This is a genomic window from Pseudochrobactrum kiredjianiae (assembly GCF_030362795.1).
GTDB lineage: Bacteria > Pseudomonadota > Alphaproteobacteria > Rhizobiales > Rhizobiaceae > Pseudochrobactrum > Pseudochrobactrum kiredjianiae.
Window position 1 is genome coordinate 1 of the sequence record NZ_JAUCBM010000022.1, and the last position, 25,105, is coordinate 25,105.

At 48.9% G+C, this 25,105-nt stretch carries 23 protein-coding genes, 1 tRNA gene and 1 pseudogene; 11 read left to right on the plus strand and 14 right to left on the minus strand.

Features of this window, described 5'->3' with window-relative positions:
• Window positions 1-48: 48 nt before the first annotated feature.
• Window positions 49-125: transfer RNA gene (locus tag QUF18_RS19100), tRNA-Met, on the plus strand.
• Window positions 126-186: 61 nt separating this feature from the next.
• Here the strand turns inward: QUF18_RS19100 and QUF18_RS19105 are convergent.
• The 7 genes and pseudogenes from QUF18_RS19105 to QUF18_RS19135 form a co-directional block, all read right to left on the minus strand.
• A pseudogene (locus QUF18_RS19105) lies at window positions 187-1,123 on the minus strand (IS3 family transposase); the annotation flags it as partial.
• Window positions 1,124-1,360: 237 nt separating this feature from the next.
• A complete protein-coding gene (locus tag QUF18_RS19110; RefSeq protein WP_289388844.1) occupies window positions 1,361-4,084 on the minus strand; it encodes a TonB-dependent receptor in 2,724 nt (907 codons plus the stop codon).
• A gap of 153 nt (window positions 4,085-4,237) precedes the next feature.
• On the minus strand, window positions 4,238-5,194 hold the full coding sequence (locus QUF18_RS19115) for a FecR family protein (protein WP_289388845.1): 957 nt from the start codon (window positions 5,192-5,194) through the stop codon (window positions 4,238-4,240).
• A 5-nt stretch (window positions 5,195-5,199) separates the two neighbouring features.
• Window positions 5,200-5,727, minus strand: coding sequence for an RNA polymerase sigma factor (locus tag QUF18_RS19120; protein ID WP_289388846.1), 528 nt, complete (start codon window positions 5,725-5,727; stop codon window positions 5,200-5,202).
• A 287-nt stretch (window positions 5,728-6,014) separates the two neighbouring features.
• Window positions 6,015-7,247, minus strand: a complete 1,233-nt coding sequence (gene eutH, locus QUF18_RS19125) for an ethanolamine utilization protein EutH (protein ID WP_289388848.1) — start codon at window positions 7,245-7,247, stop codon at window positions 6,015-6,017.
• A 94-nt stretch (window positions 7,248-7,341) separates the two neighbouring features.
• Window positions 7,342-8,613 (minus strand): D-arabinono-1,4-lactone oxidase, encoded by a 1,272-nt coding sequence (locus tag QUF18_RS19130; RefSeq protein ID WP_289388849.1) that lies wholly within the window; start codon window positions 8,611-8,613, stop codon window positions 7,342-7,344.
• Between the two features lie 74 nt (window positions 8,614-8,687).
• Window positions 8,688-9,455 carry an SDR family NAD(P)-dependent oxidoreductase gene (locus QUF18_RS19135; RefSeq protein ID WP_289388851.1) on the minus strand — a complete coding sequence of 256 codons (768 nt, stop codon included), beginning with the start codon at window positions 9,453-9,455 and terminating at the stop codon, window positions 8,688-8,690.
• 216 nt (window positions 9,456-9,671) lie between these two features.
• Between QUF18_RS19135 and QUF18_RS19140 the strand changes: the two genes are divergently transcribed.
• Window positions 9,672-10,469, plus strand: coding sequence for a LuxR C-terminal-related transcriptional regulator (locus QUF18_RS19140; protein ID WP_289388853.1), 798 nt, complete (start codon window positions 9,672-9,674; stop codon window positions 10,467-10,469).
• Between the two features lie 182 nt (window positions 10,470-10,651).
• On the opposite strand, the gene lhpI is transcribed toward QUF18_RS19140, so the two are convergent.
• The 7 genes from lhpI to QUF18_RS19175 all read right to left on the minus strand — a co-directional run bounded on the left by lhpI (window position 10,652) and on the right by QUF18_RS19175 (window position 16,545).
• Window positions 10,652-11,605 (minus strand): bifunctional Delta(1)-pyrroline-2-carboxylate/Delta(1)-piperideine-2-carboxylate reductase, encoded by a 954-nt coding sequence (gene lhpI, locus QUF18_RS19145; RefSeq protein ID WP_289388855.1) that lies wholly within the window; start codon window positions 11,603-11,605, stop codon window positions 10,652-10,654.
• A gap of 20 nt (window positions 11,606-11,625) precedes the next feature.
• Window positions 11,626-12,285 (minus strand): RraA family protein, encoded by a 660-nt coding sequence (locus QUF18_RS19150; protein ID WP_289388856.1) that lies wholly within the window; start codon window positions 12,283-12,285, stop codon window positions 11,626-11,628.
• Window positions 12,286-12,313: 28 nt separating this feature from the next.
• The gene (locus QUF18_RS19155; RefSeq protein ID WP_289388858.1) at window positions 12,314-13,336 is read right to left on the minus strand and encodes a C-terminal binding protein; all 1,023 of its coding nucleotides are present in this window, start codon (window positions 13,334-13,336) and stop codon (window positions 12,314-12,316) included.
• Window positions 13,337-13,356: 20 nt separating this feature from the next.
• Window positions 13,357-14,106 (minus strand): amino acid ABC transporter ATP-binding protein, encoded by a 750-nt coding sequence (locus QUF18_RS19160; RefSeq protein ID WP_289388859.1) that lies wholly within the window; start codon window positions 14,104-14,106, stop codon window positions 13,357-13,359.
• Between the two features lies 1 nt (window position 14,107).
• Window positions 14,108-14,908 carry an ABC transporter permease subunit gene (locus tag QUF18_RS19165; protein WP_289388860.1) on the minus strand — a complete coding sequence of 267 codons (801 nt, stop codon included), beginning with the start codon at window positions 14,906-14,908 and terminating at the stop codon, window positions 14,108-14,110.
• On the minus strand, window positions 14,905-15,630 hold the full coding sequence (locus QUF18_RS19170) for an amino acid ABC transporter permease (protein ID WP_289388861.1): 726 nt from the start codon (window positions 15,628-15,630) through the stop codon (window positions 14,905-14,907). Before QUF18_RS19170 ends, QUF18_RS19165 begins: the two co-directional genes overlap by 4 nt.
• Window positions 15,631-15,711: 81 nt before the next feature.
• Window positions 15,712-16,545 (minus strand): transporter substrate-binding domain-containing protein, encoded by an 834-nt coding sequence (locus QUF18_RS19175; protein ID WP_289388862.1) that lies wholly within the window; start codon window positions 16,543-16,545, stop codon window positions 15,712-15,714.
• Between the two features lie 157 nt (window positions 16,546-16,702).
• Here QUF18_RS19175 and QUF18_RS19180 point away from each other — a divergent pair, with 157 nt between their 5' ends.
• From QUF18_RS19180 to QUF18_RS19220, 9 genes are all read left to right on the plus strand, one after another.
• On the plus strand, window positions 16,703-17,599 hold the full coding sequence (locus QUF18_RS19180) for a LysR substrate-binding domain-containing protein (protein WP_289388863.1): 897 nt from the start codon (window positions 16,703-16,705) through the stop codon (window positions 17,597-17,599).
• Between the two features lie 129 nt (window positions 17,600-17,728).
• Entirely contained in the window at window positions 17,729-18,802 is a 1,074-nt protein-coding gene (locus QUF18_RS19185; RefSeq protein ID WP_289388864.1) for an extracellular solute-binding protein, read from the plus strand.
• A gap of 95 nt (window positions 18,803-18,897) precedes the next feature.
• Window positions 18,898-19,983, plus strand: a complete 1,086-nt coding sequence (locus QUF18_RS19190; RefSeq protein ID WP_289388865.1) for an ABC transporter ATP-binding protein — start codon at window positions 18,898-18,900, stop codon at window positions 19,981-19,983.
• Window positions 19,980-20,867: an ABC transporter permease gene (locus QUF18_RS19195; RefSeq protein WP_289388866.1), complete on the plus strand. Its 888-nt coding sequence runs from the start codon at window positions 19,980-19,982 to the stop codon at window positions 20,865-20,867. The genes QUF18_RS19190 and QUF18_RS19195 overlap by 4 nt, the downstream gene beginning before the upstream one ends.
• Before the next feature lie 17 nt (window positions 20,868-20,884).
• Complete coding sequence (locus QUF18_RS19200) at window positions 20,885-21,694, plus strand: ABC transporter permease (RefSeq protein WP_289388867.1); 810 nt, start codon at window positions 20,885-20,887, stop codon at window positions 21,692-21,694.
• Between the two features lie 44 nt (window positions 21,695-21,738).
• Window positions 21,739-22,473, plus strand: coding sequence for an HpcH/HpaI aldolase family protein (locus QUF18_RS19205; protein WP_289388868.1), 735 nt, complete (start codon window positions 21,739-21,741; stop codon window positions 22,471-22,473).
• Window positions 22,474-22,507: 34 nt separating this feature from the next.
• Window positions 22,508-23,350, plus strand: a complete 843-nt coding sequence (locus QUF18_RS19210; RefSeq protein ID WP_289388879.1) for a carbon-nitrogen hydrolase family protein — start codon at window positions 22,508-22,510, stop codon at window positions 23,348-23,350.
• 12 nt (window positions 23,351-23,362) lie between these two features.
• A complete protein-coding gene (locus tag QUF18_RS19215) occupies window positions 23,363-24,028 on the plus strand; it encodes an RraA family protein (protein WP_213598770.1) in 666 nt (221 codons plus the stop codon).
• A gap of 141 nt (window positions 24,029-24,169) precedes the next feature.
• The gene (locus tag QUF18_RS19220) at window positions 24,170-25,102 is read left to right on the plus strand and encodes a LysR family transcriptional regulator (RefSeq protein ID WP_289388869.1); all 933 of its coding nucleotides are present in this window, start codon (window positions 24,170-24,172) and stop codon (window positions 25,100-25,102) included.
• The last annotated feature ends 3 nt before the right edge of the window (window positions 25,103-25,105 follow it).

A 25,105-nucleotide genomic window follows, 5' to 3' on the forward strand; every position in this document is an offset into this window, starting at 1 on the left:
TAATGATCTTCAGTGTAAAAAGCAAAGAGCAAAAAGCTCATTGCTTGGCGCGGGGTGGAGCAGCCCGGTAGCTCGTCAGGCTCATAACCTGAAGGCCGCAGGTTCAAATCCTGCCCCCGCAACCAAACAAATTCTCAAAAACATCCGCAAATCTAATAGTTCTGCTCAATCAAGAAAAACTCCCGGAGCAGCGTATTGGCTTCTTCTGTCTGAATGTTGAATGAGGCCAGGCTTGGGCTGTCGGATTGCAATGGCTTTTTGCAATGCACTGATTGCCAAATCTTGTTTCATCCGGTTACGTGCTTCCCAGCCGATAATTCGGCGTGAATAAATGTCAACAACAATGGCCAGATAAAGCCAGCCTTCTGTCGTCCATATATAACTGATATCAATGCCCCATTTCTGATTTGGTGCTTCACACGAGAAATCCTGATCCAGAAGATTTGGGGCGACAGGTTCACGATGATTACTGTCTGTTGTGCGCTTGAAAGCGTCTTTTGCCTTGCTTTCAAGCCGTTTTCGCACATCAGACGGGCTGTTCTATGCCGCCCGACCACAATCCCTTCTTCACACAATTCAATATGCATGCGTGGACTACCATAGGTTTCACGCGACAAGGCAAAGTGATTACGGATGTGAGCCAGAATAATCATATCATCAAGCTGATGACGACTGGGAGCACGATGTTTCCAAATATAATAACCACTCAGACTGACGTCTGTAAAAGCACACAGGCGTGATAGAGACATGGTGGCCTTCTGCGCATCAATGAAAGCAAATTTCATCGACTGTTCGGCGGGAAAACAGTTCACTGGACTGTTTTTCTTATCCGCCTCAACTCGAGAGAAGAAGGCCGCCGCTTTTTTAATAGCTCACGCTCCTGCCGCAACAATTCATTTTCTTTATGCAATCGGGCAAGGTCGAGATTAAGATCTTCATGTGGACCAAAAAGCAAATCCTGTTCAGCAAATTCGCGCCGCCACCGGTCAAGTGTAGACTTTCCAATCCCCAAATCCGTAGCAACCCAAAATATGCTGCGACCGCTCGTGGTTAAAATATGGACCGCTTCCCGTTCGAATTCTTTTGTAAATGTACGCTGCTTCAATCTCTGATCTCTTGTCAGATAACACTAACAGAAGCTCTCCACTTTTGTAGGGCAAGTCCAAGTTTCATAGAGCCTCAGTTCTAGGTGAGGTGAAAACAAATTTTTGTTAGCTTGGGAAGTTCTCTTCGAAAACGACCATGCTAACCAGCAGGAGCCTGTCACTGGCTTTGTCTCCTGCCGGTCTTAGAAATCTAGTTCGATATCAAACATTATCGATAGAATAGTTTACATTGCATCCGCTATCCAATGCCAATTTTAAAAATTAGCTGTCAGAGATGCATAGAATGTGCGTCCCGGTCCCGGTTGCTGTGCAAGGCTCAACGGATCAACATAGAACCTGTCTGTCAGGTTCTCCACACGAAAACTGGCAGTGTAATTGTCATTGATTTTATATTCAGCAAATACATCAACCAGCATGTAAGGCTGCCAATTGATCATGGTGATAAACTGCGACATGCCTTGTCCTGTAACATCACCATGACCGCTCGCGCGTGATGAAGTATAGGAAATGCGGCTTCCGATGGTGAGCGCATCTTCAAGAAGTTTCTGCGTCAGGGTCAGGTCGATGCCATATTTTGGCGGCACCTGATTGGTGGCATAATCTGCGTAGAGTGATTTATTCTCGCAAGTTTCCGCTGTTCGGCAGAACTCGACATTCAGATAATAGTTGGCCGCCAATGTTGCCTCAAAGCCGCCAAGCTCATAATTGGCAGAGAGCTCAAGACCGGAGAAACGGGCACGGTAAATATTGAAAATGCGTACATTCTGAGAGTTCGCATATTTGTGAAACTCGCGGGCGATATAATCTTTGATATCCCAGTTGAAATATCCAAGCTTGAGCATAGCCTGATCAGTATCTGCGATCAAATCCGTCTCAATGAAGTTAGCGCCTATTTCCCAATTGTTTGCACGCTCAGCTTTGGTGTCTTCATTCACCGTCATGTTGAAGGCCGAAACCGCTTCCATGATGCTTGGCGCACGCAGAGTGCTGGAATAATTGGTATAGAACTGCATGCCGTCAAACGGCTCAATGGTCACACCCAATGACGGGCTAAAGCCATCTTGTGTAAGGCGTGCTTTTCCGTAGACCATATCTGGGTGAACCATTTTCGTACGGCTACGATCGCGTGACCACATATGCGTGTAGCGCATGCCGCCATTGACCGTTAGCCAATCAACCGGTTTGTAAGCTGTTTTGACATAGGCCGCAGCTTCTTCGCGGGTTCCATCACGCAAATCAAGAAATGTATCCCATTTCCTTGTCGCTTCGGACGGCTTGGTTTCTTCCTTTTTGTAGGATGCACCATAGGTCATATCAATATCACCATATGCGGTGCTAAACTGTGAGCGGTTGCTGATATCGGCACCCCATGTCCACAAATTCGGTCCGGATTTAAAATCCTTAGGGGCACCGTCCGCCAACCAATCGGCTGCATTGCGTTGCTTGAGTTTCGTGCCCCAGAGATTTGCTTTCAGATTAATCAGATCATTATCGGCTGGATCCCAGCGATATTTAAAAGTTCCGGTGTGTGCTTCCACATCGGTTGTCAGACGTTGTTGTACGGCTTGTAGTGCCAGCGAATTCAAAGCATTGGCCTTAAAGGTTCCTGCCTTACTTTCAAAGCCGGTATAACCAAGCTGAATGCTATGCCCGTCGCCAAACATCACCTTGCCTTTTAGCAGCAGGGATTCTGTTTCCAGCTGAGTGTTGAGAACCTGCTCACCCGGTCGATAATTGGCAATGCCGGTGTTCTCAATGAAGTTCGGAAACCATTGGTAATTGGACGGAACATTACAATAATTTAGACACGCTATCATGCCGCCGCGATTTTCAATGTCAGCTGCAGGTCCGTTTTTACCGGCGTGATAATTGCCTCGCTTACGATAAGCATAGCCTGCCAGCAGTTCGATGCTTTCATCTTGCATGGCTGCAACAATGCTGCCGGAACCATTGGTCGGCTTCAGAAAAGCCGGACGGTTCATCGTGTTATCAGAGGCGGAAACTTTGGAGTGGTTGACATAGTCAATTTCTGGCTGCTGAGGGAGAGGATATCCTTTGTTTTCAATTTTGTAGCCAGCAACATCACCTTCTTCTGGCTTGCTGGAATTGGTGCCGAAGCCGCCTTTCAAACGCAGACCAAAGCGGTTGCCTTCCTTGACAATATCACCTGCCTCAAGGGTGCGCATAGCAACGGTACCGGCAATGCCGCTGGATGCCGCATCAGAGCCTTTCTGAATATCAATACCGCCGAGAAAGTCCGGATCAACGAAGGTGCGGTTCGAAATACCCTGATAGCCTTGATAGACATTAATGGCATTTTCTGCGCCATCAATGGTCGTGGCAACACGCCCCATACCCTGCATACCACGGATATTCACATCCACAGCGCCCGCACCATTGCGTGCTTCACCGGACATGACGCCCGGCGTGCCGCGGAAAATATCAGCCGGGCTGGCGCCTCTGAAACGCTCGATGGTTTGTTCTGAGATATATGCTGTTGGCGCTACCGTATGATAGGGTGCCTCAGCCGCTGCAATAGCGCCGCCATTGCTAATGGTGATTGTGTTGAGAATAATGCCACCTTCCGGTGTACCGGCTGCACTGACATTGTTGGCTGGCTCACGGATTGTGAGCGTGCTGCCCTGTATCGAGTAGTTTAGTCCTGAACCTGACAACAATTGGCCGAGTGCCTGTTCTCTGGTCAAGGTACCTTGTAAAGCAGGGCTGCGCTTGCCGGAGACTAGGTTGGATTGCATCAGCAATTTAAGACCGGCACGGTCTGCAAAAGCGGTCAGAGCAGAGCCAAGATTTTGCGAGCGGATATTGAAATTGATGGTCTGAGGCGTAGCCGTCTGTGCCATGGCCATGTTGCCGAAACCGGATTGCAAAACGGCGATCAGGGCGACAGAAGCCAGCAGTCCTGTTTTCTTTGATTTTTGAGATAATGAGAGCTGTTTCGCTTTTCTTGTACCCTGCATAAATTTGTCCGCCTTGCCAATATTATCAATTCCGGTCTCCGCAAAAGGCGGATTTTTCGGGCTCATAATTCAAAGACGAAACGAAGAGGATGATCTTGCACTGTAAAAATCATAAAACTGGATATTTTTATCATAAATATAGAAAACTTGTTTTCAGCGTAATATTGTGACGAAGGGCAGCCTCGTAACAGTCACCTGCAAGGTGCTTTCAATGGCCTGCAGAATTTCTTCCGGTTGTGTCAGGTCGAATACGCCGGTGACTTGCAATGCATGCAATCTTCGGTTGGCAATTATGATTGTGCCTGAACGATAGCGCTCAAGTTCTGCAACCACATCGCCAAGCGGTTTGGCATTGAAAATCAGTTTACCTCTGCGCCACGCTGTTTCCATATCGGAATTCACATCTTCCAATGCGGAAACGAAGCCGTTCTCCTGATAGTGAATGCGGGAATTAGCCTGTACGACGACCATATTGCTATTTTCGGGATGCAGTGTCACATCAGGCGCAACGCCGACGGTTCCTTCAATGACTGTGACTGCAACCAGATGCGGTCTGATATCAATATCAAATACAGTGCCTAATGCGCGGGTCTGGCCATTTTGTGCTTCCACAATAAATGGCCGTGTTCTGTCTTTTGTAACGGTGAACAAGGCTTGCCCTTCATGTAGGGTGAGCCTGCGGTCTTTATCTGTTATATGAACGGAAAGGGCGCTACCGGCATTAAGCAAGACGGTCGAGCCGTCAGCGAGCATAATGCTCCGTTGTTCACCGGTGCCGGTTGTGTAATCGGCATTGAAGCGGGCTCCGAGAAAACCTGTCTGGTGCAGGGCCACTCCGCCTGTCACAAAAGCGGCGAGACCCAAAACGGTCCGCCTTGTGATATGGCGCTGTTTAGCAGATTTGCGAATGCTCTTTCCGGCAGTACCTATGCCTTGCCAAAGTACTTCAGCCTCTCGTGCCGCCATTTCGTGTTGAGGACTTTGACGGCGCCAGTTAGTAAACTGCGCATAATCGTGTTCTGTCGCGCGGCCAGAGCTTAAATGTACAATCCGGTCGATTGCTTCATCACTCAGGCTGATATCGGCATAATTTTGACTGTTCTTAATCATGCTGTTCAGCTGATCGTGCGGAAATGATCGCGGCAATGACGTAAAGCCTGTGCCAGATAACGGGCAACCATGCTCTCAGACACATCTAATCGCAGGGCAATTTCATGATGGGTAAGCAAATCACACCGCGCTAATAACAGGGCGGCTCTGGGTTTTGGCGGCAATTGCAAGAGTGCATAAACTAGCTGTCGCAACTGGTCGCGGTCAATTGCATAGGTCTCGGGGCTTGGTGCCGTATCGGCGACGGCGTTCAGGATTGCTTCGTCACTCAGGCATACTTTATGATGACGCTGTTCTTTACGCAGCAGATCAATCGCAATATTATTGGCAATCCGCAAAAGAAAAGCACGGTGATCGCGCACTTCATAAGAGCGCGTTTCGATCTTCGACAAACGTAACCAAGTTTCCTGCAAAGCGTCCTCTGCAAGCTCATGAGAACTGGTGCGCTTTTTCAATATATCGCGCAGATATTTTAGATGCCGCAAATAAACGGACACCAACTCTTCAGGGCTGTCTGTAGATCGAATGGTCATCGTGCGTTCTGTTATGCGATTCAGGAACTGAAATAATACTATACAAAATAACTCAAGTTTAACAGCGGGAAATTTTGTATAAGAAATCCCTGTCATGACGTCTCAATCCGGCATCGAATTCAGGTTGTCGCAGATTACATTTGTGTATGAAAAACGTGATTGCGTTCGATATGTTTATTTATAATCGCTAACATCAACTAGCACTGAATTTTGGGATTGGTTCGAGTGTTTGTGATTGAAAGAGCAGCGACTATGCACAATATCGCTGCCCCCAAGACTTCATTTCTTCATACTGCATAAACGCTTTTGGTTTGCAAAGAGCCCTCCATTGAGTTTTTTGCCAGCTCCTCCGCTTTCGGTACAGACAGCCATAATGCAATGATGAAACCGAAAATCCCGCCGCCAACTTTACCAAGCAATAATGGAAGAATGATGCTTGGTTGAAAATTGGCAGCAAAAGCCAAATGGTCTCCAAACATAAAAGCAGCACATACAGCAAAAGCAATGACCAGAACTTTGTCTTTTGGGCGCATGTCCCGTATCAGCCTGAACATCGCCAGAATATTCGCTGAAGCAGCAAGTAAACCGGCGGCTCCGGCTGGTGAGAGGCCAATCCTGTTGCCAATTTTTTCCATTGGCACAGCCAAAAATTTATTAATCAGGTAGACCATCGGAAAAGCGCCGCTAAGCATGATGCCGATATAGCCGGCAATTTCCAATGCGCGAAACTGGTCTTCCTCATCGGCAATAATTGGCGCGAAAGACCATGTGCCGAAAAGTGTGGTGAATATGGATGTGAAATATTCAACAATTGAAAAGACGAGCACCAAAGTGATGGCCGCATACATAATACGTCCGAACCACAAAAACCCGGTAATCATCTGATTAGGAAAGAACTTCAACCCTGCGGCGATTGCCAGACAGAAGATGATGAGTGGCGACATATTCTGCAAAATAAGAGTTAAGGACAATGTTGTTTGTTGCACAGCATCGCCTGTGGCTGCCACATCGGGACGAATGCTGACATCAAATATCATAATGCTGACGGCGGCTATAAACACACCAACTGGTATACTCAATATGCCGGACATAATGCCCAGTGCCATATATTTATGATCATTCTTTTCCAGCATGGCGAGGCCGACCGGAATAGAGAAAATTATGGTTGCGCCAGCCATAAAACCGGTAACGGTGGCCATTATCCAGCCGTCCGGTGACTGCGCCAATGCTTTTGCCAGTTGATACCCGCCCATATCAGCTGCGATAATCGTCGTTGCTGCGAGTGCCGGATCTGCTCCGAGCGCATTAAACAATGGCCCAACCATTGTGCCGATAAAAGACGAGAGAAACGGAATAGAGGCCATGATGCCTGCAACGGGAATAAAAATGGGGCCGATACTATGCAGACCTTCAATAAATTCTTTCCCCAATCCTTTTTCATTATCACGAATGGAGGCGATGGCTCCGGCAATTGCACACGCCATAATAATATAAATAACGATTGTACCAATATGTGCCATTTTTCGTTCCCGCTTATGGTTATCATTGATTGGTCAGTTTTGTTTTATGAGGTTTCAAGTAATAGAGTTTCCAGTCTCCTGAAACTTCTTTGAACTACTTAAATAATTGCGTCAGATGATCGTTGAGGAAATAGCCTTCAGGATCGAGCTTACGTCGCAAAGCACGGAATTCTTCAGCTTTCGGATAAAGTGCTGTCACATCATCCCCGTTGAGAAAGTGCAGCTTCCCCCAATGTGGACGCGATTTGTAGCACCGTAAGATCGCATCTACATCACGTAAATATTGCCAATAGTCCTTGCCCGGCTCACCGGAAACCGAAATGGTAACGCTGTCCTGTTCAAAAAATGGACTCATCCATGCGCCGTCACCGGCCGTGAAGCGATATTCAATCGGGTAGATCGCATCAGGGTGCTTTTCCAGCATAAGGCGGCGGACTTCTCTCACTGCTTCTTTGGCATAGGCAACTGGTACGGCATATTCCAACTCATGGAAGTTCGGAACATATTCAATTGGATAGATTTCCGAACTATAGGCGATTTTCTCAAATTCGCTTTCCATTGGGGTGTCGTCAGTAATATCCATGATTTTCATTTCACAGACATCTGTTGTGCGGCCTGATTTGGAAGTTGCAGCGGTATCAGGCAGACAGTAGCAATGACGGCTGCGTTCAGTCGGACACCAGAAAAAGCTGAAATGACGGTGTTTAGCAGCCAAATCGTCATGCATTTCCATGCATGCATCAAAATCTTCACGCCACAATTTTTCGTGCAGATTATAGCTGTCCATAAGTTGCAGAGTTATCTCTGAAATAACCCCGAGCGTGCCAATGGAAACGCGGGAAGCGTGCAGCAGATCGGGTGTAGTTTCATCTACATTTAAAATAGAGCCATCTGGTTGCACCATTTTCATGCCAACGATGGAAGAAGCAAGATTGCCGAGCATGGCACCTGTGCCATGGGTTCCGGTGGTCAAAGCACCAGCCAATGCCTGACTGTCAATATCCCCCTGATTGACCATGGAAAGGCCGTTTTCTTTCAGGGTTTTTCCCAACTCATTAATTGTGGTGCCCGCCGCTGCCGTGACCCGCTTTTTATCGCGGTCAATGTTTTTGATGCCCTTCATCTGAGCGAGCGAGAGCAAAAGACCGCTGGTGCCGACAACAGGGGTAAAGGAGTGGCCGGAGCCTGCACATCGTACATTCAACCCTTCTGAAGTGGCTGAGCGAACCATCTCGGAAAGCTGATCGTCGCTGGTGGGTGCACCGCTATAACGTGTGATGCAGGACTGGTTTCCAACCCAGTTTCTCCAGTGACCGCCTTCAGAAAATTGTACCGGCGGATTCATCGCGTGTTTGGTGTTTGGCATGCCTGAGTTCCCATTTTTTGCTTCCGGCCGTTGTTTTTTATGCCGGTACACGGAAGCTTATTTTTCGATTATTGTTATATGGCTGTGTAGGCGTTATCGGTGAATAAATGCGTGCCGTTAACAAAACTGGCATCATCACTGGCGAGAAACAGAGCCGCAGAAGCGACTTCTTCTGGTGAGCAGAGGCGGCCTTGAGCCGATTTGATGGCATCCTCAGAAACATCAACGCCGAATTTACTTAAATCTCTGATCTCGCGCTGTCCGTGCGCTGTGGCGATAAAACCGGGACATATTGCATTGGAGCGGATATTCCGGTCACGAAATTCAACAGCAATAGCGCGCGCAAACATATGGCAGGCACCTTTGCTGGTGCAATAAAGCACTTCCATAGGTGTGCCGACCACGCCGGAGATAGAGGAGGTTGAGACGATGCTGCCTTGACCTGCCGCAATCATGCCGGGCAAAACGGCTTTGGTCACGAGGAACATACTTTTTACATTGACCGCCATGATGCGATCCCATTCTGTTTCACTCGTTTCAAGAAACGGCCCGACAGAAAGAATGCCCGCATGGTTCATCAGAACTGTAATTGTGCCAAGCTCATTCGTGACAGCCTGAACTGCATTATGCACCTGTGGGCTATCGGAGACATCACAGGGCATAAAATATGCGATGCCACCATTGCTGTTAATTTCTTCTGCGACTTTGGTGCCATCGCTGGAAGGCAGGTCGAGTATTCCGACCTTTGCACCTTCGCGTGCAAAGAGATGCGAGGCGGCTAGTCCGCACCCGCCAGCCCCTCCGGTAATCAGTGCCGTTTTACCGGCTAATCGTCCTGTCATAGATACACTCTCCCGTCAGACAAAATCATGCGATTTGCCTTTAATTTTTCGTATGAAAACGATCACTGCTGCCCCTTGTTTTTAACGTTCCCGTTGTTTTTTATGGGCTGATGCATTGAGGAAAGAGGCTAAATGCAATAGCTTTTGCCGTCGATATACTAAAAGTTATATGCGGACGGAATTGCTGACAAATTCAGAAGCAGTGGGGGAGCTGTGATGAACAAACAGGATGTTGCTGACATTGCAGCCATCATTCATACCTTTGGCGACAGTCATTTTGGCAAGCAGCTTAATCGCCTGATTGCGGGTATTGTTGATTTTGATATGAGTTGTATTTTTGCTTTCCGCTTTAACGGCGAGCCGCAACTGATCCATGACGGTTATAGTACAACCGTTTCCCGCAAAGCACTGAGTTCCTACATGCGCGGGGGTTATTTGCTTGATCCGTTCTACGTTGCCTGTATCAGCGATCATGAGGTGGGTCTCTGGCGGATGGATGAACTGGCGCCGGATAGTTTCTTTAGTTCCGAATTTGTCATATCGCACGATATTCATCCCTGCGTCTCATCCGAGGCGGGAGTGCTGATAGAAGAGATCGGCTTTGTAGTGCCATTGGAAGAGGGGGTGAAGGCGACTTATTCTCTGATGCGCAATCAGGGAAAGTCCGCTTTTCGTGATAGTGAGCTATTGCAACTGGAGGCTGTTAAACCATTAATAGAGGCAACAATTCAAGCGCACTGGAAACAGATGAAACCGGCAGGTTTTGTCCCGATTGTTTCTGAAGATAATGATATTGAAACTTTATTTCTGAGTATATTTACCGATCAGCTGACCAGCACACAGCGTAATGTTGCACGTATGATTTTGCGTGGACATAGCAATGTCTCAATTGCAAATATTCTGGGTATCACCGAGGGAACCGCCAAATTACATCGTTCAAATATTTATAAACGTCTGTCAATCACCAGTCAGACGGAACTGTTTCAGCTCTTTATCAATTATCTTTCTCAATAAAGATATTGGTGAAGTAAAATTACTGCGGAATGAGCGCTTTTAAAATGAAATTTAATACCAAAACCCTATGAGTATGACTCATAGGGTTTTGGTTAAGCCCGAGTGGCGATTGAACTTTTTCAAGGCGTGATGCGTCAGCATCTTAAACCGCCTTGGTATAAAAACGCTGTTTTATCGAAATACTACATTTGACTATAGGCCAAACGTGCAGCAACAAGATCCGCAAGTGCCGATCCGACAGCTTTGAAAACGGTAATTTGCTTATCAGATGTTCTGCCTTCACATTCTTTCCGGCATAAATTTTGCAACATGCCAACAATATGCGTCTGATTAATCGTCCCATTACGCAAAGGTTGGGTCAGGTCGCCAGCTTCTTTGAGCGCCTCGGGCGTATCGATATAGATAACACCCCGCTGCATGACCATATCATCAGCCTCACGCATCAAGGGCGTGAAACCTCCGATCAGATCAACATGTGTGCCTTCAGATAGCCATTCGCCGTGAATAATCGGATCTGAGGCGAGCGTGGCAGCACTGATGATGTCTGCAGTCCCTGCTTCACGCTCAAGGTCATTAACAACATGAGCTTTATAGCCGTTGTCATTAAGGACACGCACCAATTGTTCAGAAGAAGCACTGTTGATATCCCATACGGCAACTTCCTCAATCGGACGGATAGCTCTGTAGGCATCAGGTATGAGGCTTGCAACTTTACCGGAACCGATCAGCAATAATTTTCTTGAATTTTCACGGGAGAGGAACCGTGCGCCTAAGGCTGACGTGGCAACCGTACGTCTGGCCGTGATGGTATTGCCGTCAATGAATGCCAGCTGCTCGCCGGTATCGGCATTGCACAGAATATAAGTTGAGGTAAGTCCCGGCAGGTTATGGGTCGCGTTGCCGGGGCATACTGTAACAAGTTTGATGCCCAGATAACGGTTGTTTTCCTCAGCGTTATCCCATGCAGGCATCAGCAATAATGTGGAGTCCGGTGCCTCGCGATTTTCAATCGTGTGGTGGTGGCGCTCCGGACAAACGCAGCCTGTAGAAAAACCTTTGGCAAGCGCGTCAATGAGAGCGCCATACGGCAGTGCATGAGCGGCTTGCTGTGCATCAATTATATTTACTTTGGTCATTTGGGTAATTTCAATGCCGGTTATTTATGCGCTGAAGTTTGCATGTTGAACATTTGTTGAATGGTTTGCCCGCTGCGTATGCCATCGAGCCATGCCTTTTCTTTGGCGATATGCGCCTGAGCCGCTGCGAGCGTTTCCTCTGCCCGCTCTAAAGGCACGATCACCACGCCATCATCATTGCCAAGTACAATATCTCCGGGACGCACAACGGCGCCGGCCATAGAAATAGCGCCGTCAATGATGCCGCCAAAACCATGATGAGGACCACGGGGAACAACGGCCTTGCAAAACATGTTGAATTGTAGCTGGCGCACTTCTTCGACATCACGGATGGCACCGAAAACAACTGCGCCGCCTAATTTTCGATGGGCTGCCTCTGCGGTCATGATACCGCCCCATACGGCGGTATCATCAACGCCGCCCGCATCAACGACAATGATTTCTCCGGCCTGTGCTTCACCAATCAATTCACAGATACTGCCGCAATCACCGGCCATTGCCGTTACGGTGCGTGCCTGCCCGCACAGCGTGATGCCGGTTGAAACAGGTTTGATGACAGCACTCATCGCTTGAGTGCGGTTCAGGCAGTCTGAAGCAACAGCGGGAGGAATGGCGCGCCATTCATCAAGAACGGCAGCGGATAGTTTAAGAAACGGGGCGTTTAATTTTTGAAATGCCATCGTGGCATACTCCTTCACGCACTGAATTTCAGTGGCTGTTTTGTTCCCAGCCGGGATTCACATTGTTACGGATTTTGTTGCGCAGGAGAAAATCCAGCATGATTTCCGCTGAGAATGTGCGCATATCCACATAGCCGGCTTCAGAATAAAAAGCCGCATGGGGTGAAACAATGAAGCGTCCTGCGAGCCAGTCTTCTTCATTGCGCCATGCTTCAAGCAAAGCGGGAGAAGGGGATGGTGGTTCAACCGGCAAAACATCCAGTCCGGCAGCCGCCAGTTTTCCGCTCTGTAATGCGCGGTACAGCGCATCAATATCGACCAGACCGCCACGTGCAATATTGATGAAAATACTATTGTCACGAAACTGTGCCAGCAAAGCGTCATTGATCATCGCACGGGTTTCAGACGAGAGCGGCACATGCAGGCTCACAATGTCGGAGACTGCAAGTAACTCTTCCAGTGTCTGTTTGCGCTCAAAGCCGATGCCCAGTTCATGCCCTTCAGGCAGATAGGGGTCGTAATAGGTGATTTTCATATCAAAAGCTGCGGCACGTCGCGCAACCGCAGTACCGATACGGCCAAGTCCGATGGCGCCGAATGTCAGGCCGCGAAGACGGCGCACAACAGGTGCCCCTTCCGCAACAAAACCTTTAACCGGATCAGCTTTGAGGCGTTTTTCATAGGTGCCAAGGCCGCGTGTCAGATAAAGCATCATGGCTATGGCATGATCTGCCACTTCAGTTGTACCGTAATTTGGTACATTCGATACGGCAATACCGGCTTTGCGGCAGGCATCAACATCAACATTGTCAAAGCCCACGCCAACGCGGACGATGAGTTTACAATTGTCCAGCAGAGCAACTGTTTGCGGGGCAATGCGCATACGATGCCAGACCAGAATCCCGTCACATTCCCGCCACTGCTGTTCCGGTATAGCCGACGGATCAGTCTCGTCATAAATCAGATATTCAAACTGATCGCCGGAAACGGCACTTTCAATAGCAAGATCCCGCAGATGCGCATCCGGCACCAGAATTTTGTAGGTCTGCATATATTCCTCCCGAGAATAAATCAGAGAACTTTGGATAAGAATGATTTGAGCCGTGGGTCGCTTGGATTGCCGAAAAACTTCTCAGGATCGCCGTGTTCAACCATGATGCCGCCATCCGTGAAAAAGACCTGATCGGCAACCTCCTGCGCGAAACGCATTTCATGCGTGACCAGCACACAGGTCATGCCTTCTCCGGCAAGATCACGGATAACATTCAGCACTTCCTGCACCATTTCCGGATCAAGCGCGGCGGTCACTTCGTCGAACAGAATAATTTCAGGCTGCATTGCCAGCGCACGCGCAATCGCCACACGCTGTTGCTGCCCGCCGGAAAGCTCTCCCGGATAAGCATTTTCTTTGCCTGATAACTGCACTTTGGCGAGCAGTTTGATTGCGCGCTCACGCACGTCCTGCGGGTTGTGTTTCAGCACCTGAACGGGTGCCATCATAATATTCTGCAGCACAGTCTTATGCGGAAACAGGTTATATTGCTGAAAGACCATCGAAACTTTATGGCGAAGAGGCACCAGCTGCTTTTCTGAACGTAGCTGTTCAACCTGAAAATCGCTGACACGAATACTGCCGCGGTCAATCGGCACAAGGCCGTTCAGGCAGCGTAGTAAGGTAGACTTGCCTGAGCCGGAAGGACCGATGATGCAGGCAACCTCTCCCTGCCGGATATTCATTGAAATGCCTTTGAGCACTGCAACGGAGCCATAGTTTTTGTAGATATCGGCGACTTCGATAATGGGTGGGAATGATTTGGTCATGTCATTTGCCTTTAATCAGGCGGCGCTCAAGGGCACGCGTCCAGGTCGCCAACGGATAGGCGAAAAGAAAAAACAGCAGGAGAATGTAGAGATAAATTGCCGTCGCATATTCATCGCCATCGCTGGCAATGACTGTTTTGCCGATGGAAAGAACATCTGATGTGCCGGTAACCACCACAAGGCTGGTGCCGATAAACAGCATTGCATAGGTGGTCATGAGATTGGGCAGCATCATAGGCAATGCCTGAGGCAATATGATGGAGCGTAAAATCTGTCCGCGGCGATAACCGAGCGCACGTGCGGATTCCCATTGCCCATCCGGTACAGCGCGAATGCCGTTGCGGAAACCTTCCGCAATATAAGCAGTAACCGGTAAAGACAGGCCGATAACGGCTTTGAGAAACGGCGATACAAAGATGCTGGTGCCCAAAATAGTCATACGGAATGGCAGCAAATAGAGCATGGCATAAAGCACAACCAGCCATGGCGAAGAGCGCAATAAGTTCATGATCAGGACGGCTATGGTTCGGATGATTTTATTCGGCGAGACCATGGCGCCACCAAGAAAAAATCCGGCTACCAGTGCAATCACCATCGAGCATATGCTGATAATGATATTGGCTGAAAATCCGCCACCAAGTCCTGAAAAGCCTGAGCTGCCGGTGAGCAATTGTGATGAACGGTCGAGCAGCACTTTAATGGCGGCAGTACTATCTTGCCCGTAGGTGACAAAGAGGATTGCCAGCAAAGTAGCGATGACGCCGAAGAACCCAAGAACAGCTGAAGTTATGTCTCTGTTCATTGCATCGCTCCTGCACCAAACCCCGGAATTGCGAAAGCTTTTGCGATTTGTTTCGCGAGCAGAACAACCAGCGTGGTAATGATCAGATAGATCAGCCACAGCACAATCATCACTTCGAGATTGAGAAATGTTTCCAGAGTAATTTGGGTGGCAAAAAACATAATGTCGGTGACGGCGACAAGGGCAGCCTGTGCCGATGTTTTAATCAGGCTGACGACGTTGCTGGTCATGTTCGGAATAGTCATACGCAAAGCAATAGGCAGTTCAATAAACCGGAAAATCTGCAAACGGCTGTAGCCCATGCTTTGTCCGCCTTCGACCGTTTGTCTTGGTACGGAATTAATGCCGGAACGGATGATCTCAATCGCGATTGAACCATTATACAAAGCCAGCGAAATGACGACGCAGGCAAAGCCGGAAAGTAACGGCACCCGCTCACCCGTTGCCGCATCCGTATAGGTCAGGCCTAAATCAGACAGCATGAAATACAGAAAAAACAACTGCACCAGTGGCGGTGTGTTTCTGAACAGATCAATCATAATAATCGTCAAAGATTTGGCGACAGGGATGTTGAAATGGATAATAGCTGCACCGGCAATACCGATTAACAGCATCAGTATTGTGCCAACGCCGGTGATTGCGAGGGTCGTTTTTAAGCCTTCCAGCAACCAGCTCTGATAGAGCGGGTCTGCAAGCCATTCAAAATCGAGACCGAATATCATGTTTTATGTCCGGTAATGTGCCGGTTATTATCGAAAGTCGCTGGTCTGCGCTCGCAATGGATAACCGGCATTGCTGTGTTTTTAGTGGCCGGCAGCTTTGGCGTCTGCTGCACGCTTGGTCACATATTCGCTGGTTCCCATATTGTAGGCTTTTTCAGCGTTGACCAGCAGGCCGGAAGCTTCGGCCGAGAGAATGGCCTTGTTCACTTCTTCAAGAAAGCGTGGCTCGCCTTTACGCACACCACCTGCAATCGGGATATAGTTGAAGGTATCAAGCGCGATTTTATACTTTTCGCCCCATTCAGGATCAGACAATTTTTGCTGAAGAATAGGGCCGTCAAAAGCGACAGCGCTGCAACGACCATTCTGGAACGCTTTGAACATATCGGCGGTACCGGTGAGCAGAACGGTCTCAGCGCCATAAGTGCCTGTGAGCGTGCGGTTATAAAGATTGCCCTGCATGCCGCAGAGTTTCTGGCCGCGTACATCTTCCCACTTGGTTATTGTGGTATCTTTTGGGGCGAGCAGTACAATGCCTGCCATATTGTAATATTCTTCGGTGAAGTCGATGACTTTTGCACGTTCTGCATTCACACCGAGGGTCGCCAAAATGAGGTCAATGCGACCTGCATTGAGCAATTCAATACGATTGGACGCGACGACAGGAACAAGTTCGATTTCAGTTTCAGAGCCGACAATTTTGCCTGCTACGTATTTTGCAAGGTCGATTTCAAAGCCTTTGAGCTCATCACCTTTGGTCAGAAATCCGAAAGGGACGTAGTCATTTTTAATGCCGACAATCAGCTTGCCTCGGGCTTTGACTTCATCAAGCTGGTCGGCTTGGGCGACCGCGCTCAATGTCAGGCAGGAAAGAATTGTTGCAAGTGAAAGCTTGAAACATGATTTGGCGAGCATAGAAATTTCCCCTTTTAATTTTGTACATTGTCGCTGACCCTCATATGAAATTTTGAGTGCAGTGAAATGCTTTTAAAAAAACCTATAGACATTTTTATATAATTAATAATACTATTTTCTTGATTAAACATAAGAAAATATTATATGCGGGCGTAAAATGTATATTAGGCAGCTTGAGGCTTTTAAAGCCGTAATGTCGATGGGAAGTGTCAGTCGTGCAGCGGAGCTGCTTTGCATTTCACAACCTGCGGTCAGCCAGCTCATTAATCAGCTGGAACTCTATTGCGGATTTCCGCTTTTTGAACGCAAAGGCAAGCGTCTTCACCATACCAGAGAGGCTGAGGCACTGCTGGTTGAAGTCGAAGCTATGTTTACCGGCGTAAATCGGGTTGTGCGCGTAGCCGCGGCACTAAGAGAGCAAAAATGGGGTGCTTTAACCATTGGTGCGTTTCCTGCAATCGCGCGGCGTGTTTTGCCAAAAATTGTTGCGGATTACGCTTCTGAGCGGTCGAATGTCGTTTTTCACCTGCAGAGCATGCGTTCGCGTAGTCTGATTGATGCCGTAGCCAGTCATCAATTGGATTTTGCGGTTAGTTTTATCCCGGGTGACAGAGATGAAATTGAGAGTATTCCGCTGCAAACATTAAAAGCGGTTTGTATTCTGCCTGTCGGACATCCTTTGTCTGAAAGGCAGGTGGTACAAGCGCAAGACCTTGCCGGAGAGCCCTTTGTCTCTCTGGGGCCGCAAGATCAGTCACGTATGCTGATTGATAAGATCTTCGATGATTTGCAGGTGTCGCGCAAAATGCAAATTGAAACCGGTCAGTCAGAAACAGCTTGTTCGTTTGTCGCTTTGGGGGCAGGTGTTTCTGTGGTTGATCCGATCAGCGCAGCGGGCTGCAAAGAGGGTGAACTTATTGTCAAACCGTTTGAGCCGGATATTACTTTTAATATCTGGCTGATACGCCAGCGGATGCCGGTTAAATCGACTGTCTCGGATCATTTTATCCGGTTCATGAGTGAAAGATTATCCGCCGTTAGTGCATTTGTATAAATCATTATTGTTGTTCGCAGCAGGCATACTTGTCGCTGCGCATAAACGAAAATCGAACAGCCGGTAAGAATAAGTCGTTGGACGATGCGCCTGATGTTTTGCACCTTTGAAAAAACAAAGGGGAAGAACATGAAGCAATCTCAACATCAGGCATCCCGTATATTGGTTTTAGCTGCTGCTACCGCTCTGACGGGCGTGGCGCTACCGGCAATGGCTGCAGATATTACTGTTATGGGGTATCGCGGTGCATTTCAGGATAATTATATTCAGGCCGTTATCGAGCCTTTCCAGAAAGAATTTCCTGATATTAAAGTGACGTATTACGGTGTTCAGAATGCTGCGACATCACTTGGTAATATGCGGGCACAAAAATCTTCGCCGCAAACTGATGCGGTTATTTATGATCTTTCCGTTGCTAAAATCGCCAGTGATGAGGGTCTTGTCGAAGACCTTGATACTGCTACTCTGAGCAATTACGCCGATCTGACAGATATCGGCAGGGAGCTTGGCGGTAAAGCCATTCCGATTACATTCGATACATTGTCACTGATCTATAATCATGATGCTTTTCCGCAAGGTCCAACCAGCTGGGAAGCGCTGTGGGATAAAAAACAGAATGGTAAAGTCATTATCGCCGCGCAGGGCGGTGGCGATATTCAGGCGATTTTATTGACGATTATTACCAACCGGCTGGCCGGTGAGAATGATTATGTAAAGACAATCAAACCTGCTGTGGCAAAACTCATTGAGCTGGCGCCATTGGTACAGACATGGGAGCCAAAACCGGATGCCTATACACTGGTCGCCAATGGTACTGCGAATGTGTCGATTGGCTATAATGCCCGTGCACAGTTCTATTATGACCAGACCGGCGGTAAATTACGCTCAGTTGGCCCTTCTGAGGGTACCGCGACCCAGATCAATGTGATCAGCGCGATAGCGAATGGTAAAAATCAGGACGCGACTAAAACTTTCATCAATTATGCACTCAGCCCTGAGGCACAGGCACGTTTTGCCAAGATGATGTTCTACGCCCCCACCAGTTCCAAGGCTGAAGTCGATGAGGCCACACGTGCCCGCATCCCGATGATGAATCCTGAACAGCGTGACAAGCTTATCCCTGTGGACTGGATGACGATCGGTGATATTCGCGGCAAGATTCTGGATCCGTGGCGCCGTCAGATCATACCGGCAGGCCGCTGATTTTCAGCTCTCTCTGTTTTCCATCTTTATGACTGCAAAACTGCTCTGCCTGATCTTTATCAGGCGGAACGGCACAGAATAATTCGGGTTCTGACATGACGACAGATAATACATTTCTGCAACTCAAAGCCGTCTCAAAACTCTATGGCGTCAATTATAAGGCCGTGGATGATCTTCATCTCGATTTACCCAAAGGCAAACTTCTCGGACTGCTCGGGCCTTCCGGTTGCGGTAAAACTACAACATTGCGGATGATCGCCGGATTGTTGCCGATTACGGACGGCAATATTTATATCAATGGCGAGGATATCTCACGCAAACCGCCGCATCAGCGCGACATTGGACTGGTGTTCCAGAACTATGCGCTGTTCCCGCATATGACAGTGGCTGAGAATGTGGCTTTTGGTCTGGATATGCGCCGTGTGCCAAAACATGAAGCGCAGGCACGGGTTGAAGAGGCGCTGGAGATGGTGCGCTTGCCCGGCTACGGACCACGCAAGCCGAAAGATATGTCCGGCGGCCAGCAACAACGTGTGGCACTTGCCCGCGCTTTGGTCATCCGGCCACGCATCCTGCTGCTTGATGAACCACTCTCAAATCTTGATGCGAAATTGCGTGATGATATGCGCATTGAAATCCGCGAAATCCAGCAACGCATGAATATCACAACAGTTTTTGTGACCCATGATCAGGTCGAAGCTCTGACTATGTGTGATGTGGTTGGTGTGATGCATAATGGTAAACTGGCACAGCTCGGCACGCCGGAAGAAATTTATGAGCGTCCGTCTTCATTGTTTGTTGCGGAATTTGTCGGGCGCGCCAATGTGCATATTTGCCAGATTATTGCAGAGAATACCTGCCGTCTGGGAGACAATGTCTATCGCTGTAATACCCATGGTGCTGCTTCCGGTGAGGGGCAGATTGCTATCCGTCCGCATCGCATCAGTCTGACGCCTAACCGTGACCAGTCTTTGATAAGTGTGACCACCAACAGCGCTCGTGGCAAGGTCGCGCGGATCACCTATATCGGCGACATCGTTCAATATGAAATCGAGATTAATGGCGGTTACCTGAAGGTCGAAGTGCCGACTACCAGTGGCGGCCATGGTTTCCAGCTGGGCGATAAGCTTCTGTGCGAGTGGAAACCGGAAGACATGCTGGTTTTCGGAGGTAAGCAATGACTGCACTTGCCTCTGCATCCCATAGCCTTGCGAAGCCGAAGCGTGGCTGGTTTCCTCTGATTGCCGTCGGGCTTTTACTGCCGATGGCTTTGATTAATCTGATCGCATTCATTGTGCCGGTAGCCAATCTTGCGCAGATTTCCTTTCTGGAAAGCCGCAGTGGCGGGGTTTTGACCGACAATTATACGCTGGAGAATTATCTCAATTTCTTCACCGACAGTTTCAACTGGGAGCTGATTTTCAACTCTCTGTGGATCAGCACTTTAATCACGGTGATGACGCTGATCTGTGCTTATCCGATTGCCCTGTTTTTGCATCGCGTATCACCGGTATGGCGTAACTTATTGTTTGTTATCACTGTTTCTCCGCTGCTGGTGAGCAGCGTGGTGCGAACCTACGGCTGGATGGTGCTGCTCGGGGATCAGGGCCTTATCAATGGTATGCTGATGAGCTCCGGCCTAATTTCAGAACCATTTCGTCTGGTCAATAATACACTTGGCGTTTTCATCGGTATGGTGGAAATCCTTATCCCGTATATGGCGCTGTCCTTGATTGCCGGTTTTGGCCGTTTGAATGTGACATTGGAAGAAGCGGCAGCTTCACTCGGAGCCAATAGTTTCACCCGTTTTCGCCGTGTGATCTTTCCGCTGACTTTGCCCGGGGTGGCACTGGGTTGTCTGCTGTGCTTTGTGCTGGCTATCAGCTCTTTCATCACACCGAAATTGCTTGGCGGTGGTCGCGTCTTCATGCTCGCAACCGAGATTTATGATCAGGCGGTTATCCAGCTTGAATGGCCGCGCGCAGCAGCGACATCGGTCATCGTTCTCATCATCTTCGGACTGGCTCTGGTCGTGTATTCACGCATTGCCCGCCGCATAGATTAACCGGCAGGAGACAAATCATGATTGGTACTATGAAACTGCCGTTTAAAGTTCTGGTTGCAGCACTCTACCTGTTTTTGCTTGCACCCATTCTGGTGGTTATCCCGCTGTCCTTCAGCAATGATAATTATCTGACCTTTCCGCCGCAAAGCTGGGGTGTGCGCTGGTATGGTGAAATGCTGCATCACGAGGCGCTCATTAATGCCTTGTGGATCAGCCTTGGTGTCGCAAGCGTTGTGACTGTTCTGTCGCTGATTGCCGGTATTCCGGCAGCCTATGCGATCCGTCGCTATGAATTTCGTGGACGGGAATTCTTGCTCAATATTTTCACTGCGCCATTGCTGTTGCCTTCAATTGTACTGGGTTTGGCTATCCTGCTGGTGTTTGTGCGGATGCAGTTGCTCGGCACATTTACGGGACTTGTTATAGCACATCTGATCGTGACCACACCTTATGTGATCCGCATTATGATTACCGCTTTCTCGACACTGCCGCCATCGGTGGAAGAGGCTGCGACGATGCTTGGCGCGACACCATTCACCGTGTTCCGCCGCATTACTTTGCCGCTGATGATGCCGGGTCTGGTGGCCAGTGCCGCACTGTCATTCCTGTTGTCTTTTGATGAGGTTGTGATTTCGCTATTCATCACAGGGCCGCGTCTGACCACCTTGCCGGTCGAGATTTTCAACTATGTGGAAAGTCGTACAGATCCGATGACTGCCGCGATTTCCGTGGTGCTGATTATCGCAACTTTGCTGATCATTTTCCTGATTGAACGCACACTCGGCTTGTCCCGCACCATCGGTAAATCTTCTGAAAATACCAAATAAACGTACTCGCATTGCATAAATGAAGAGACGAGGAGGTCTCGAAAATGGAAAATATCGCCCTTTGGATGTCACAGCCGCATTTCGGATATCTTGAGATTGCCAAGACCTGCGGTTTCACATCCTTCGTGCTGGAACTGGAGCATGGCACATTTGATTTGGGCACACTTGATCAGTTTCTGGCCTTCACCAAAGCACAAGGTCTGCCGACACTGACCAAAGTACTGGCGCCGACCACAGAAGCCATTCAGCAGGTGCTCGATTTCGGCACAGATGGTGTGATTGTTCCGCATATTCTAGGTGTGGAGCATGCCAGAGAAGTCACAAAAGCGGCGAAATATCCGCTAACCGGTACGCGTTCTTATGCCGGTGGCCGCGTGTTTGGCTATAGCCGTCCGGCATCAGATGCGTTCGAAAAAGAGAATAAGCGAACCAAATGCTACGCCATGATCGAAACGGCTGAAAGTCTGGCTGATGTCGAAAAGATTATCGCGCTGGAGACGGTAGACGGTTTGTTTCCGGGGCCTTCCGATTTGGCACTTGCCCGTGGCCGTGGTGCTTATGAATTCAATGATGCTGACAAAGCTGATCTGCGCCGTTGCGCCAAAGCCGCCCGTGATGCCGGTAAGGCATGGATTATGCCCGCATGGACAGAAGCCGAGCGCCGCTTTGCATTGGATGAGGGCGCATCAATGCTGGTCGTTGCCACACAGAATATGACCCTGCGTCAGGGCATGATGACCACAGTGAATGCGCTTAAAAAAGAAGCGCTTATTGCCTGATTTTATTTTTATTAAATAAGCTTGGAGGAGCATGATGAAAGTAAGTTTGATCCAGACCAATCCGCAGGCTGATAAAGCAGCCAATCTGGCCACAACCCGCAAACTGATGGAAGATGCAGTGCGTACAGATGCGCCGGATCTGATTGTTCTGCCGGAGTATTTTGAATATTACGGTGGCAGTCCTGAGGGCAAGCTGAACGAGGCAGAAACCGCACCAAATGGTGCTGCCTATAAAATGGCGCAGGATTTTGCCCGTGAACATAAAGTTTTCGTGCATGCAGGTACGATTATGGAGAAAGTTGAAGGCGAAGCACGGATTTATAATTCGACTTTTGTCTTTGACCGTTCGGGCAAAGAAGTTGCCCATTATCGCAAAATTCATATGTTCGATATCGTTGCACCGGATGGCACAGCTTATAAAGAATCCGCAACGGTGAAACCGGGTGAAGATGTTGTGGTCTATGATCTCGACGGTTTCAAAGTCGGTTGTGCCATTTGCTACGATATTCGGTTTGCTGAACTGTATCTCGAACTGGAAAAGGCCGGTGTTGATATCATCATTCTGCCTGCCGCATTCACCTTGCAGACAGGTAAAGACCATTGGGAAGTACTGGCACGCGCTCGCGCGATTGAAACCCAGACCTATTTCGTGGCCTGCGGACAGACCGGCGCCGTGGTGAGCGGCGGCGAGAAGCGTCACACTTACGGACATTCTCTGGTCTGTGATCCTTGGGGGCATGTCGTCGCCCGTGCATCAGACGGCGTGGGTTTTGTCACCGCCAGAATTGACCGTGAGCAGATCAACCGCGTGCGCGCCTTAATTCCAATGGTGCAGCACCGCCGATTAGGCAAACGTCACGAAGCCTGTGCAGTGTAAGGAACTTTCATCATGTATGTTATTAATGCAATGCCTGAACAGGTGGAACAGGCTGATCTGGATTTGTTGTCCGGTGTGGAAACGGCAACTGTCGGCCACTGGCGTTTCTTTGGCTTTATGAATCATTCAATTCAACCGCTGCTGCCAAAGCGCCGGATAGTCGGTACTGCCGTAACCATTGCCATTCCGGGGCCGGATTCAACTTTGTTGCATCATATCACCGGTATGCTGCGTCCGGGCGATGTGCTGGTGGTCGATCGTATGGGCGATGATCGTTATGCCTGTTGGGGTGGAGGTGTAACAATTGCCGCTAAAGCTGCCGGTGCAGTGGCTGGCATTGTAGATGGCCCTTGCACCGATTTGACCGAGATTGAGGATTCCGACTTCCCGATGTGGGCGCGCGGTATTTCACCAATCACTACCCGTCTTTATGATCTGGGCGGCGGGATCAATATTCCGGTTTCTTGTGGCGGCGTGGTTGTCAATCCGGGCGATGCCATTCTTGCCGATGAAAGCGGCGTGCTGGTGCTGCCGCGCGGTGAAGTCAACGAGGTTGCAACCAAAGCCTTAGCCATTCAGGAACGCGGGAAAGAGCGGGAAGCATCGGTCAAGACCGGGCTGAAACTGGGTGAAGTCTCCGGCGCATCAGACAAAGTCAAAGCACGGATGGCGGTATAAAGATTAAAACCGGAGCGGAAGAATGAGCGCTGTTGCAAACAGGATTGTTTTTCCGCTCCGGTGAATTCTCAGTAGGATCATATCAAAAAATAAGACATAAGCATTCAGTCACATAATATGCGGAGGGGAGACTGCATATCAATGAATATCCGGTTTCTTGAGACGGTGATCTGGCTTTCGGAATTGCGCAATTTTCGGATCACGGCAGCGCGTATGAATATGACACCGGCGGCGATCTCCAATCGTATTGGCGCAATAGAACAGGAACTCGGCTTTCGCCTGTTCGAGCGTGATGCCCGCGATGTTAGCCTGACGACGGAAGGTGAGATTTTCGTTGAGGGCGCGCGGGATATTGTGCGCCGTTATAAAGACCTCGTTGATAGTGTCAGCCCGAAAAACTCTGTAGAGGGGCAACTCAAGCTCGGTATTGTCCCAAGCCTTGCGATGACAATTTTACCCGGTGTGCTTGATATTTTACGTCAGCGTTATCCTAAAATCAGAATTTCGATTACCACAGATTCCTCAAAAGTGTTGACGCAGCAACTGGAGCAGCGTGAGCTGGATATTGTTTTTGCAATCCGGCCTGATCCGTCAACAACATTGCGTAGTGTCAATATCTGCACATTCGGCATGTTCTGGATCAGCCGGACTCCTGATATTCCTATCGGCCCGGAGGATTTATTCTCACGGGAAGATTTGCTGAACCATCCGATTATTTCTTATGAAAGTGGCTCGCATAATTATCAGCAGATCATCAATTATTTTTCAGAAGATCATATTAAAGATGCGACTGTGCATTATTCTAATTCCCTCACAACGACCATCAATATGATCTCGGCAGGGGTTGGGATTTCGGTTATCCCACCGGTGGTGATTCAAAAAGAACTGCGACAGGGAGAGCTGAAAGTGCTCAATACGAATGCTATTTTCCCTGCCACCAGTTACAGCGCGATGTATCTGGAAGTTTCAGCCACGCGATTGATTACGCTTGTGGCAACGATTGCCCGTGAGGCTGGTCGCAATTTGTGTAATCAATTCAGTGACAGCCTCGCCTATCAGGATGTCGCAGCATGATAC

Excerpts from the sequence above, each read along its gene's own strand:
- QUF18_RS19220 (WP_289388869.1), top strand. The coding sequence starts at position 24,170 with ATGAATATCCGGTTTCTTGAGACGGTGATCTGGCTTTCGGAATTGCGC.
- QUF18_RS19150 (WP_289388856.1), bottom strand. The coding sequence starts at position 12,285 with ATGGCATTTCAAAAATTAAACGCCCCGTTTCTTAAACTATCCGCTGCC.
- QUF18_RS19205 (WP_289388868.1), top strand. The coding sequence starts at position 21,739 with ATGGAAAATATCGCCCTTTGGATGTCACAGCCGCATTTCGGATATCTT.
- QUF18_RS19165 (WP_289388860.1), bottom strand. The coding sequence starts at position 14,908 with ATGAACAGAGACATAACTTCAGCTGTTCTTGGGTTCTTCGGCGTCATC.
- QUF18_RS19200 (WP_289388867.1), top strand. The coding sequence starts at position 20,885 with ATGATTGGTACTATGAAACTGCCGTTTAAAGTTCTGGTTGCAGCACTC.
- eutH (WP_289388848.1), bottom strand. The coding sequence starts at position 7,247 with ATGGCACATATTGGTACAATCGTTATTTATATTATTATGGCGTGTGCA.
- QUF18_RS19185 (WP_289388864.1), top strand. The coding sequence starts at position 17,729 with ATGAAGCAATCTCAACATCAGGCATCCCGTATATTGGTTTTAGCTGCT.
- QUF18_RS19140 (WP_289388853.1), top strand. The coding sequence starts at position 9,672 with ATGAACAAACAGGATGTTGCTGACATTGCAGCCATCATTCATACCTTT.
- QUF18_RS19175 (WP_289388862.1), bottom strand. The coding sequence starts at position 16,545 with ATGCTCGCCAAATCATGTTTCAAGCTTTCACTTGCAACAATTCTTTCC.
- QUF18_RS19120 (WP_289388846.1), bottom strand. The coding sequence starts at position 5,727 with ATGACCATTCGATCTACAGACAGCCCTGAAGAGTTGGTGTCCGTTTAT.
- lhpI (WP_289388855.1), bottom strand. The coding sequence starts at position 11,605 with ATGACCAAAGTAAATATAATTGATGCACAGCAAGCCGCTCATGCACTG.
- QUF18_RS19210 (WP_289388879.1), top strand. The coding sequence starts at position 22,508 with ATGAAAGTAAGTTTGATCCAGACCAATCCGCAGGCTGATAAAGCAGCC.
- QUF18_RS19195 (WP_289388866.1), top strand. The coding sequence starts at position 19,980 with ATGACTGCACTTGCCTCTGCATCCCATAGCCTTGCGAAGCCGAAGCGT.
- QUF18_RS19215 (WP_213598770.1), top strand. The coding sequence starts at position 23,363 with ATGTATGTTATTAATGCAATGCCTGAACAGGTGGAACAGGCTGATCTG.
- QUF18_RS19110 (WP_289388844.1), bottom strand. The coding sequence starts at position 4,084 with ATGCAGGGTACAAGAAAAGCGAAACAGCTCTCATTATCTCAAAAATCA.
- QUF18_RS19170 (WP_289388861.1), bottom strand. The coding sequence starts at position 15,630 with ATGATATTCGGTCTCGATTTTGAATGGCTTGCAGACCCGCTCTATCAG.
- QUF18_RS19115 (WP_289388845.1), bottom strand. The coding sequence starts at position 5,194 with ATGATTAAGAACAGTCAAAATTATGCCGATATCAGCCTGAGTGATGAA.
- QUF18_RS19160 (WP_289388859.1), bottom strand. The coding sequence starts at position 14,106 with ATGACCAAATCATTCCCACCCATTATCGAAGTCGCCGATATCTACAAA.
- QUF18_RS19155 (WP_289388858.1), bottom strand. The coding sequence starts at position 13,336 with ATGCAGACCTACAAAATTCTGGTGCCGGATGCGCATCTGCGGGATCTT.
- QUF18_RS19130 (WP_289388849.1), bottom strand. The coding sequence starts at position 8,613 with ATGCCAAACACCAAACACGCGATGAATCCGCCGGTACAATTTTCTGAA.
- QUF18_RS19180 (WP_289388863.1), top strand. The coding sequence starts at position 16,703 with ATGTATATTAGGCAGCTTGAGGCTTTTAAAGCCGTAATGTCGATGGGA.
- QUF18_RS19190 (WP_289388865.1), top strand. The coding sequence starts at position 18,898 with ATGACGACAGATAATACATTTCTGCAACTCAAAGCCGTCTCAAAACTC.
- QUF18_RS19135 (WP_289388851.1), bottom strand. The coding sequence starts at position 9,455 with ATGACAGGACGATTAGCCGGTAAAACGGCACTGATTACCGGAGGGGCT.